8 protein-coding genes and 1 pseudogene are annotated in these 11,542 nt (G+C 54.7%); 2 read left to right on the top strand and 7 right to left on the bottom strand.

The features are described 5' to 3' along the window. Nucleotides 1-1,695: 1,695 nt before the first annotated feature. Both J0X19_RS22390 and J0X19_RS22385 read left to right on the top strand, forming a co-directional pair. Nucleotides 1,696-2,409: a hypothetical protein gene (locus tag J0X19_RS22390; RefSeq protein WP_206986646.1), complete on the top strand. Its 714-nt coding sequence runs from the start codon at nucleotides 1,696-1,698 to the stop codon at nucleotides 2,407-2,409. A gap of 216 nt (nucleotides 2,410-2,625) precedes the next feature. Then, nucleotides 2,626-3,671 (top strand): annotated as a pseudogene (locus tag J0X19_RS22385) (DUF5712 family protein). A 474-nt stretch (nucleotides 3,672-4,145) separates the two neighbouring features. Here the strand turns inward: J0X19_RS22385 and J0X19_RS22380 are convergent. The 7 genes from J0X19_RS22380 to J0X19_RS22350 all read right to left on the bottom strand — a co-directional run bounded on the left by J0X19_RS22380 (nucleotide 4,146) and on the right by J0X19_RS22350 (nucleotide 11,371). Next, a complete protein-coding gene (locus J0X19_RS22380) occupies nucleotides 4,146-4,487 on the bottom strand; it encodes a hypothetical protein (RefSeq protein WP_206986644.1) in 342 nt (113 codons plus the stop codon). A gap of 442 nt (nucleotides 4,488-4,929) precedes the next feature. Continuing rightward, a complete protein-coding gene (locus J0X19_RS22375; protein WP_206986643.1) occupies nucleotides 4,930-6,456 on the bottom strand; it encodes a carboxypeptidase regulatory-like domain-containing protein in 1,527 nt (508 codons plus the stop codon). A 316-nt stretch (nucleotides 6,457-6,772) separates the two neighbouring features. After that, the gene (locus tag J0X19_RS22370; RefSeq protein ID WP_206986642.1) at nucleotides 6,773-7,294 is read right to left on the bottom strand and encodes a hypothetical protein; all 522 of its coding nucleotides are present in this window, start codon (nucleotides 7,292-7,294) and stop codon (nucleotides 6,773-6,775) included. 54 nt (nucleotides 7,295-7,348) lie between these two features. Continuing rightward, a complete protein-coding gene (locus J0X19_RS22365; RefSeq protein WP_206986641.1) occupies nucleotides 7,349-8,923 on the bottom strand; it encodes a beta strand repeat-containing protein in 1,575 nt (524 codons plus the stop codon). A gap of 182 nt (nucleotides 8,924-9,105) precedes the next feature. Then, nucleotides 9,106-10,497 carry a CsgG/HfaB family protein gene (locus tag J0X19_RS22360; protein ID WP_206986640.1) on the bottom strand — a complete coding sequence of 464 codons (1,392 nt, stop codon included), beginning with the start codon at nucleotides 10,495-10,497 and terminating at the stop codon, nucleotides 9,106-9,108. A 12-nt stretch (nucleotides 10,498-10,509) separates the two neighbouring features. Beyond that, nucleotides 10,510-10,941 (bottom strand): curli production assembly/transport component CsgF, encoded by a 432-nt coding sequence (locus tag J0X19_RS22355; protein ID WP_206986639.1) that lies wholly within the window; start codon nucleotides 10,939-10,941, stop codon nucleotides 10,510-10,512. A 31-nt stretch (nucleotides 10,942-10,972) separates the two neighbouring features. After that, nucleotides 10,973-11,371 carry a CsgE family curli-type amyloid fiber assembly protein gene (locus tag J0X19_RS22350; protein ID WP_206986638.1) on the bottom strand — a complete coding sequence of 133 codons (399 nt, stop codon included), beginning with the start codon at nucleotides 11,369-11,371 and terminating at the stop codon, nucleotides 10,973-10,975. Between the last annotated feature and the right edge of the window lie 171 nt (nucleotides 11,372-11,542).

Raw genomic sequence — 11,542 nt, 5'->3', positions numbered from 1 at the left:
GCTCGCCCCATCAATTTGAAGCTGACCTGTTCCAACACCTACCTTAGCTCCCTGTCCGTTTCCACTAGACCACCCCAGACTTTTGCCTAAATCGTCAGTTAGTCTAATCTGAATTCTACCCTCTTGCTGGTCGCCTACTTTCCCCAGATTGGCGAAATAGCTAGGTGAGGCGAATTGTAGGAAAGTACCAGACCTGTGAAAACAGCCCAAGGGTAAGGTTTAGTTTGTGGTCGGCATGTAACGAAGTCAGAAATCCACAACAAGCCGGCATAAGGTAGAATCAGATAAAACAGCTCACAATCGTATTTCTGGAAAGTAACCAGAAGAGAAGAAAGCTAGGGTTGTGTGAATGCATGCTTAGGATGAAGCGAGCCATCACAGCAACAATACCAAAGTAGCGCATTGTAGCCGTTTCAGTAAAAAGTGAATGAGGCTATAAAATTGACTTAACCCGATTTCTTTAGAAAGTCAGGATTAGGCCAGCTGGAAGCATCGATGGATTTGCTCCCAAACGTGCTAAGTCAGGAGTTGCAACAATCAGGTTGCTATTGAACATCCTGCGTTCTGCTAATTGAGCGTCAGTAGAGAATGGCGGGAAGTGCTTTCTTATTCGTTGGGGAAATAATCAGCGGCTACAGGAAGGTGATGCAGGCTAGCGCTGATAACAACAGATCTTTACAAACATCAGATTAAGCAATAGGCTCAACATACTGATAGCGCAACTTTCAGGATTTGCATGAAAAGTGAGTAGGACGCTTTTGTCAGGATGTAGTTAGCTGGCCAAGTAGCACTAGAGCCAATAAGAAGTGACGTGGGCATCGCTAGACGGATAAGGTGAATAGAGTCTAACAACGTAAAAACCCGCTGACCACGAACGGCTAAAAACAGGGTTGAAGCCGGTTTGCCTAATTCACTATTTGAAATAGCGCTTTCTAATGTTTATGCGAAAACGGTGAGAGTTGCGATTGTGCCTTTTTCGGGATTTCTGAAAAAGCGGGAATGTGGTAAAAGAGGAAAAGATAGCGTTGTGCCTTTTTCGAGTAAATCTGAAAAGACGGGAATGTACTAGGTCGTGGTAGGTTGGCAGCGTAAGGGCAATAGTGAGATGTTCAGGGAAAGTGCGAGAAGTGGGGCAGTGATCGAACTGGTCAATTATGGTCACCCGTGCAGTAGCAGCAAAAGCCCCTTAGCCGCTCCCAACTTCATCAGCATTTCCCACAAAAGTCTGAAGACGGGGCAGTGATGAAATCCCGGAAAACACGCGAAGTGGATGCCGGCACGAGTTGGGCAGTTTGCGCAAAGTCGGCCAGGAGTGCAGTTCTGTGAATCCAGGCAAAGTGGCCCCGCGAACACCAGTAGATGGCAGTAGCTCTAGCTCGGGAATAGCTGGCTAACTGGTTACTTAATTCTATTTAGTTCTATTTAGCAAGAAGGGCACCACAGGCTCCACGCTAAAGCGGTGGTAGCCAGTAGTTTAGTGCGAAAACTAGAGATTTTATGTATAAAATAGTTTTTAACTAGTTGATAGTTAATAGCAAAATGTATAAAACACCACGTATGCAGGTGCTCGCATTTCTTCACAAACAAGCCTTTTGGCGTATAGTGTATATATTTTACCTTAACTTATTGATTTTCAGGAATATTATGTATATTTAAAGCATAAAACGTTACCTCATTTCAGCTTCCTTTAGGCCTATGTCCAACTCCTCCAAACCCCCAAAGAAAAGCACTAAATCGGCCAGTACCGGCGAGCGTACGACCATAGCCGTAGAGCCAGGCGTGCGCAAGTTGCTGGCCACAGCGGCCAAGGAAACCAAGCATACGCATATGGAATATGCCTCTGCTGCCATCCGGTATTTTGCCGAACGTGGGCTGGACCCAGTGGTGAATAACGAGCGCGAAGGGGCCGTAATCCAGAAGCGGATAGGTGACGTGGAGCAACTGGTAGTGAGCTTAGGCAACCGCCTGTTTGGGTGGTTGACCCAGCACGAAAAGAACCTGAACAAGGATTTGTTCGGCTTTCTGCGAAGCCATGAGAAGGCGCTGTTTGACTACCTGCAAGTGCAGGAACAAAACGTGCACGAACACCTCAACGATCAGGAACAATACCTGCTGCATCCCATTATCCGGGAGTTGATGCTAACCAATGTGGAGGCCCTGTATGGCCGGCGGTTGGGGGAGCAAATTATTCTCAAAGTGTTAGGCCGGGAGCAGACGGAGTACCCAGCCAAGCACAAGGAGTTCAACGAACGCCGCGATAATGACGCCCGAAACAAGCAGGATAGGTTCTTTGATGCGCTGTTCAAAACGGGTACTCCGTTATCCACAATTCCTCAGCCCACGCCCTTGCCTGTGAAGGCGCATCCAGCCCCGAATATGCCGCCGCCCGCCGCAACGGACGAGCCGTAACTTACCTTTTAAGCGGCCATGTATATCTTAATTATCGACCCGGCCTGGCACGGGAAGAAGGCCTACACCAACAAGGGAAGTGCCCGCTGCGCCACGAATTACCTGGAGGGGGAAGCGAAGAAGCAGGGAGATACCGCCGTGTTTTTCAACTCGGAGCGTGGGAATATGAGGCGGTAGAATTGATTGATACCAACCGCAAGGGCTTGCGGAAAGACGATGCTAATATTCTACTCGCTGGTCGTCAGCCCAAGTGCGCAGGAGCTGGAGCATATCGGCAATGATCCGCAGAAATTGCAGCAGTACACGGCCCGCGTGATGCAGGAGTACGCTGCTGCTTTCGTCACCAAATCCGGCCAGCCGTTGGGGAAAAAGACTTGGTATGGGTGGCAACTCAGCACGATGAGCGCAAGCACCGGGGCCATGATGGTGCCCCCAGTAGCCAGCCCAAGGAGGGGCCACAGACCCACATTCACATCATGGTTTCCGCTCGTGATAAGGAGCAAAAGATTACCCTCAACCCCTTAGGCGCCGCTACTCGCTTCAACCGGGTAAGCTTTATGGCGAAGGGAAATGCCGCCTTTGAGGAGGAGTTTGGCCCTATGAAAACAACGTACCGAGCGAGCCGAAACGCCGCGCAGGAAGCCGGCAAATCAGCACCCACCGGGTCACGTCGGACGACCAAGACCGCCGAGGAAATAGCCGATTCAATCCGTCGTCGAGCCGCTACTAACGCCGGGCGGGAGCCCCGTACTACCAAGTCTTTTGTTAACTGGCAATTCTATGAAGCGCCCGACCAGAAGCGCGATAAGCAGCTATTCACTGAAGTAGACAAGCTCAATAAAAAGCTTTCTCTGGAGCAACAGTTGCTGCATAACAAGGTACTGGAAGTGGCCCGCGCCCAGGATTACAGCAAGACGTTTTACGGCCGACTGGGGCAGCTGAGAAGAGAAATTAAGGACGGCAAAACGACCGAGTACCCGTACGAGTTTCTGAAAACCGGCAAGAAAAAGGAGCCGTCGAAGCAAGCAGCAGCGAACGAGAAACAAGAGAAACGCCTGTTCGATCAGGTGGACCGCATCAACAAAAAGCTGCCTACAAGCAGTTGGAGCACAATATTGTATTGCAGATTGCCCGCGAACAGGACTTTTGCAAGGCCTTTTATGGGCGTATTGGACGCATCAACCAGGAAGCCAATAACCAACAATATAAAGGGGAGCCGTACGTATTTTTGCGTACTGGCAGGCTGCATAAACGCGATGTAAGCGTAGAAGAATCGCTGAGAAAAGACTTGTCTAAAGCAGGCCAGCGCGACCCGAATAAGTGGGATTCGACAGGTCCTGCACCAGCAAAGCCTCCCAGAGCGGGAGCCCGAATTGCCCGCACCTACCAGCCCGCTACTACCACTAAAGTTGCGAGTATTGGGCAAGATTTAGGCCGGACGCTGAGCATTCAGGGTTATACCCAGGATATTCGCGGCGACGAGGAACGCGACTAAACTGGATGGCGCAACTAGTAGCTAACTCTCTTTTTTTGAAAATGCGCTGAAGCCGGAAGTGTTTAGGCTAGTCAAGGCACAAAATACTATTGCACACTATACACTTATTAAATTATGTCAGCTTGACAGGCATTCAAATAGCTTCTGCAGTTGGGGTTACAAGTTAAGGAAGAACGTTGTAGGTTCGATTCCTGCGTGAGGACGAAAAAGCCCTGATCTAGTTGGACCAGGGCTTCGGTTCTTAAGAATGCTTGGGGACCAATTTGATGGGTCGGTCCTCGTCGTCGGGTTCTGGCTCGCGGGCCTGGACCTTGCCACTAGTGATCTGGTTGACCACGTGCTGGACCGTTGCATCATACTCAGCCTGATCGTGAAAAATGCCAGCGGTAAATAAGGCGGGATCCACGTAGCCGGGAACCCGAGCAGGGACAGGTATGGCCACATGACGTACCGGCGCGCCCTGCGGGTCGCGGGCCGACAGCGTCGGCTCGGGAACGGGAGCAATGCGCTGGCCAGGCTGCGGCACCCGAGGCTGACTACCACCGGGATACTCGGACGAGTCGGGACGTTTGTTAGCAGCCATGTTAAGCAGGAATTTCAGTGGAAAATAACGCCCGGTATTCCGGACGGGTACTCTTGTAACAGGTAATGACTACACAACGTGCGGGCCAGCCGTCTAGTTCAGGCACTAGGTGGACGTACGTCTCATAGACGGTGCCTTGGTAGACCGTTAAGCAAACGTGCACGTAGGGCTTACGCACCCCACGACCCGACTTAGCAACAATATACCGCGCCCGTTTGAGAATACGTGAAATCGTCGTGTGATCTACCCCGTGGCCCGGGTCAGTGTAATTCTCCAGTACATGTTGGGCCCACTGGCTGGTCCAATAAATCGAATACGCTTTTCCTTCGTGGGTGATATAACTGTTGAGGTGCATGTACAGGTGGGAGGCTCAGGCGGCAGCTGTCGTGGCCTCGAAGGTACGCGTAAGGAGCGCGTCCTTCCTACATGCATCGTGCATCCCCTATTTCCAGTCCGGTAATGTGGCATTGCTAAACAAGCGGGTGCGCAGCAGCCCCGACAAGCTGACGGTCCACACTTCCGGCGGGCTTAAATTGTCGTTGACGGCATTGACAAAAATGACTCGGCTGCCATCCGGTGACAGGCGCGGATACAGATCATTCGTACCAAGCGGTTTGCCGGCAATAGTACCGACAGTTGAAATCGACAAGTCCACCAGGCCCGTGCCATCCAGGTTTTGCACGAACAGGTGCGCATTGAGCTGCCGGCCCGTAGCATTCTCGAAGCCATCGACGTCGCGGCTGTAGTAGATCTGCTGCCCCGTGATGCTGAAGCTGGGTGAGTCCAGGCGCCCGGGCAGATTGGCCAGCACCAAGGTGCGGTTGGTGCCATCGGCATTCAGCAGGTATACTTCCGCCTCGTACACGTTCGCCCCAACCGTCTGCACTAGGATCCGGTTGCCCTGCGCCGTCCAGTCACACTCGCGGAAGTGCCGGCCGGCCGGCGCGGTGGCCAGCAACGTCAGGCCCGTACCGTCGCGGTTGATACGGTAGAGCTGGTCATAGTGCGCGTAGATCAACTGCGCGCCGTCCGGCGACCAGCGGTAGCCCAGCCCGGCGTTGGCATAGCCTTCCACGGCCAGCATCGTGATGCGCCGGGAATCGCTGCCGTCACGGTTCATAGTGTAGAGCTGGTACTGACCAGTGGCATTGGAGGTATAGGCGATCCGGTCCCGGTTGGGGCTCAGCTGCGGAGCCGTCTCGACAAACGGAGAAGAAGTCAGCCGTTGGGCGGCCCCGGCCGTATCGGCGGCGTAAATATCGGTGTTGCCGTTGACTTCGCGCACGTACAGGTACCGGTTGTCGGGCAGGGGCCGGGTCTGGAAACTCCACACGTTCCCCCGCACCACGGCCCCTGTCTTGTCGCGCACGGTGACCTGCCAGAAGTACACCGTGTTGAATTTGAGGTTGGTCACGCGCACCGTGGTGTCGCGGGAATTGGTCAACAATTGCTGCTGGCTGGTCGAGGCACTCTCGTAGAGGAGCACATCGCTGCGGAGCGAATCGCTTTTGCCGTCTGGGTCGCTGAGGCGCCAGCGCAACGTCAGGGCGGTGGCGGCCTGCCCGGTGGCCTGGTCAACCGGACTGGGACTAAAGGGAAGAGCAGGGGGGCGGTTGGTACCCGCTGCACGCTCCAACACCAGGGTCACAGTAGTCGGCGCGCCTTCTGTGATGGTGAGGGCCACTTCCTGCGGGGTGTAGTCGGCCTTTCGCACGCTGAGGGTATAGCGGCCCGTCGCCAGTTGCGGCAGCGTGAAGCGGCCCTGCGCGTCGGTCAGAAAGGAGGAGGTTGCCGGCGTGGTGGTGATGGTCACGTTGGCCAGGGGAGTATTATTCCGGCTTTCGACGACGAGGCCTGCCAAGGACCCGTACTGGGCGGGATCAATGGTGGTTTCCTCGCAGCCGGCCAGCAACTGACTGATGATTAGCACGAGTAACCAACTAGCTACCGTACGCAGGGAAGTAAACATGCAGAACTAAACAATAATCAAATACAAAAAATAGCCGATTGGGAAGTCAGTTGGTGATCGTATGGATGACCTGTAGAACCCACTGGCTACGGTGATCTCGTCCCAGCCGTCGTTTCCACCCGAAAGCTACGCAGCAATCTGCCCACTCTCCGTCGGCAAAACCGGCGAAGCAGTGGGCAGAGAGGTAACAAGCTGCAAGCAGAGGAATTAAGGGGGTAGTGAGCACGTAAGCGGCGGAGGCCCGCTCTACTTGGGGTTGGAAAGAACGGAAGCGCTTGAAACCCTAGTAAGGCTGGGCTATCCAGCGCTTAGGCCATCATGGCCGGTAGGTGCTCTGTCCCTGTTGGATGGTCATGTTGATACCCTGGCCCACCATCTTCACCTCGTAGCCCGCGGGCGCTGTGGTCCCGCTTTCAACTTGCCGCAGTTGGTTGTTGAGGCCTTGCTGAAGCACTGTATACCGCCGTTGGTCCACCGAAAGCTGCTGTTCAACCACATTGTGGGCTCCCGTTTGAGTGATGTCGGAGCGGGTTCCAGTACCGGTAATCGTGCTTGAGGCTACGTTGCTGGTGCCCACTTGCGTGATGCTGGTGACGTTGCCGGAACCCACCTGCGTGATGTGCGCGGCATTTAACGAGCCTTGCTGGGTGAGTTGCGTGAGGTTGAGTAGGCTGCCGCCAGTAGTTGCCGGCAGCGTAGGTACACTCCGTGTTCCGCTGAGTTGCTCCAGCAATTGCTGCTCAACTCCAGCCGCTGAGGTAGTGCTCTGCGCGTGCCCAGCATGGGCGCTTAATAGTAATGCACCTACGGCCAGAACGGTACATACCCTTTGTTTCATATTGATATCCATATCCAACACGCTGCCTGTTTCATCTGCTAAGCCAGCACCAGGCTAGCGGTTCTGTCGGATGATCACCGTGTTGTTGGCGCCGGTTTGGATCGAATTGCTGCTGTTGCCATATTGGCCTTGATAGGTGCTAACCGAATTATTGGTACCGCTTTGCTGCTGCCGGGCATAGTTATCGCCGCCGTATTGCTCAATAAGCGCCGTATGGTTGCCATCCTGAATCTGGATGGCCTCGTGGCCGGAACCGTACTGCTGGATGGTCACACGAGGGGTGCTGCTACCATCACCACCCGTCTGGGTTTGAATAGCTATGTTGCGGTCACCCATTTGCTCAATCAGCGCCCGGCTGTCATTGCTCTGAGTCTGACTGGCGGTATTCCGGTTACCCGTTTGGTTGCTAATAGCGGACGAAAAGGTAGCGGACTGGCTTTGAGTAGTCTGATTGCTGGAACCGATCTGCTGAATCGTCGCGGTGCTGATATAACTCGTTTGTGCTTGCGAAGTAGCGTTATCACTACCGTTAATGGTAGCAGTCATTGTATTGCCCCCTCGGCCAGCCTGTTCCTGCGTGGACGTGTTCCGGTTGCCGGTCTGCGTAAGGGTTGCCGTATTGCCGAACGATGTCTGCGACTGGGTCCCTCGATTACTATTGCCGGACTGCGTAGCAGTAGCCATGGCAATGGTACTCTGTTGCGATTGAATTTGGATGACCGTATTGCTGTTACCGGTCTGCGTAGCCAATGCATTCCCGCCTAATCCTCGTTGGCTTTGCGTAACTAGGTTGTCACTGCCATTTTGAGTAGCCATTGCTCTGGAGGCATCCACTTGATCCTGGGTGGCCTGGTTGCGATTGCCTATTTGCGTAATAGTCCCATCATTTGAACCCAAGCGAATGCTGCCTATTTGCTGCTGACGGGCGCTGTTGCTACTACCCGTTTGGCTGATGGTAGCAGTGTTTGCTCCACTCTGGGCCTGACTCGCCGAATTTGCATTGCCTCCGGCTTGGTAAATCGTAGCAGTAGGGCCCTCGAAGGTTCCGGATTGGGACTGACCAGCCGAGTGGTTGTTGCCAAGTTGGGTAATGGTAGCGCGTGAGGCCACTAAATTAGAGGACTGCTGTTGGCCAGCACCGTTACCTATACCGGTTTGCGAAATGTTAGCTGAACCAGCGTTCATGGTCCCGGTCTGTTGCTGAGTCGCCCGATTGCTGGTACCATTCTGCGAAATAGAATAGGTACTAAAAAAGGTACTCGCTTGCTGCTGATTCGCGGTATTGTTGGAGCCCACCTGATTGATAAGGACAGGTGAGCCAGCCCCTATTGGATTAGCAACGGAATTAGTAGTCTGAGTAGCCTCATTGTTGTTGCCGGATTGCCCTATCGTTGCCGTCGTTTGAGGACCTGTTAAATTTTGGGTGGCACTATTAGCAGAGCCCGTTTGCGTATTCGTAATCTTATTAAGATTGCCATTAATTGTAGCCCGGGAAGCATTGTAGCTCCCATTCTGCACGATGGAAACGGCATTGTCCGTCCCGGAGGTAGCTACTTGTTGCGTGTTACTTTGAGCGGTGGCGGTACCGGCAACCAGTAGCGAGGCGGCCAGGAAAGTAGAAGTCTTCATAAATGGAAAGGGATAAGAGAAAAACGATGGCCCCAAGGTACGAGGCCACTCCAATAAAACTCTGATTTAATAAAACTATATTCGTATTATTTTGCACAATGTGGGGTTATTTCTTGTGTGTATGCAGTTCTGATGGTTCTGCAGATCTGCTGCGGAATGGGTAATAAGTAGCGCGTTGCCTTCTATCGGGTGCCAGGCAACAGGTAATAGGTGAGACCTGCACGGGCACTCCAATAGAAGTCGTTGTAACGGCCTAGCCGCACCCCATCCAAGGCATCCGATAGCGAGTAACGATAATCCCCCCCAACACTCAGCCCCAGCCGGTGCGTGGCCAATACTTCCAGCCCGGCCCCGGCTATGATATGGGGCAAAACGGCATTTCGATTAGTACTTGCCGAGCGGAGGGTAACGCCGCCGCCGGCCAGCAGGTAGGGGGTCACCCGTTCGCGCGGAAACAGCCGGTACTGCCCTACCAGCTCGGCATAATTGAACCGTTCGCGGTATCGCTCGCCCGCCGCTAGTTCCAAACGGCCTAGCTGCAGCGCGGCTGACCACCGCCCGGCTGCCGTACCCTGATAGTATAGGGCTAGTTGTCCACCGCTCCGTACCCGGGGATTGCGCAAATCGCCTGTGTAACGGACCGCCGCGCCACTCAAGCCAATACCCAACGTACCCCGCCGGTCCTGTTGAACCCGGCCCAGCACATCCAGCTGCTGGTTCTCGTCTTTTTCGGCGAAGTACTCGGTGATGCCTGGTCCGGTCCCGTCGGCCGGCGTGCGAGGACTCCAGAGCCCGGCGCGGATGCCTTCGTAGACCAAGGCTTGCACCGACTTCTCCAACGCATCCTTGACGGCAATTTCCGTCGGCTCATTGTAGGTAAAGCCTGTTTCGGCTTCCAGCAGCCGCTGGAACTTAACGAACTTAAATAGGCTGGCTCCCACCTGTTGCGAGAGAATCGTGCGGGTGGTGTAGACCGTCTTTAAGATTTCGCCGGTGCTGGTGCTGATGGCCCGCAGATATACCGTCACCCGGTCCTGGCGATACTGGCCTGAGGCCCCGGCCCCGAAGTAGCGCAGGCCCGCGCCTCCGGTCAAGACGTTGGCATCGTAGGAGACAATGCCGCCTTCCAAAATGACGCCGGCAAACAGCAGGGAGGGCAGTACCTGCTGGGGCTGCCCCGTCAGCTGCGAGTACTCGGCGCGACTGGAGCGAATGATCTTGCGCTCGTTGAGCAGGTTACTCAGGTTCTCGCGCTCAATGACATTGAACCACTTCGACTCTTCCAGGGCCCGTAGCAAGATGCTAGTAGCGCCCTGCGTAACGGCGGTCGAAAAGCTGGTGCCGTTCTCCGTGGGCTTGTATTGCCCCGTCTGATCCCGGAACTTATAGACGGCTACGACGATGCGCTCTTTCGGCTCCGGTAACTGTCGTAACAGGCGGTTGCCTTCGACCTCGGCCCCGAGCCGGGCCCGCTCTTCCCGTAGGGGCTGGTGAAAGTAGGCCGCGCAGCCATTCAGGCCGGCCAGCAGCAGGGCTGCCGCCAGACGGCGCCCGATACATTTGATTTCGTTCATCAGGCCCGCGGCTTACAGGCCTGGAATGGTAATGGTCGTTTGGTTGCCTGTACTTCTATCCAGGATATTGATGGAGAAGCCCGTGCCACTGGGCACGACGCCAATCTGGTAGGTGCCCACTAGGTAGTTACCCGGCTTGAGCGCATCCGAGCCCGTCCCGAACTGATTGCCCACCAAGCGCTGAGCCAGCTGCCCCAGAATCTGCTGGTTCAGGCTCTGCTGAAACTGTTGCAGTTGGTCCAGTTGCGCGGGCGCTTTTGGGGCGTCAGGGTCTTTCGTGGAATTCTGCGCCTGCGCCGAACTCAGCAGCCATTGGTAATTGAACGTGTCGCCCCCGAAGGCGGGATTAATTGGTTTGTAGACCAAATCTTGGGCGGCGGCTTCATGTGAACCCAATAACGCACCGAATACGACAAGTAGGCAGAGTAGTACGCGTGATTTCATAGGAGCAATAGCGGGATAGGAGAACGAGGGGTCAATATACCTCCTTGCCGGGATCATCCGCAGTTTTTTCTAGCTGTTGCCCGACCGTGCGGGCATTGATCAAATAGTCAGTCGCAGCATTCAGACCATACGCCACGGCTTCCTCCAGCGCCTCGTAATTAGGCGACAGGGGTAGCTCGACCAGTAGGTTCTCGTTCACCTCCAGTGCAATCAGCGTGCTGGGTGGCCGGCCCGGCTTTTCCCGGATTAACACAGTGAATTCACCTAGGTTTGGAGGTGGGTCCCACTGGGCGTAGAACAAGGCATAGAAGTCATGCCCAATCTTGGTCAGGGTCTGATCGATGAGCAAGCCACTGATTTCCGTTTCCGGCAGGCGGCGGAGCGCGGCTTGGGCGGAATCCGGCGCAGTGGCTTTCAGCAGCAGGCGCAAAGCCTCTTCCACTTGGCCGGCGGAAAGCGTGCCGGGCTTCTGCGATTGTTGGGCTGATTTTGGTGCCTGCTTTTTGGCCGGTACCGGCGCGCCTGACCGAGTTTGAGCATACCCGTTAGTAACCAATACACACAAGATGCCTCCTACCAACCACCGCAGTAGGATTCTAGT

The organism is Hymenobacter telluris (assembly GCF_017313265.1).
GTDB lineage: Bacteria > Bacteroidota > Bacteroidia > Cytophagales > Hymenobacteraceae > Hymenobacter > Hymenobacter telluris.
This window is presented reverse-complemented; position numbering and strand designations above follow the sequence as displayed.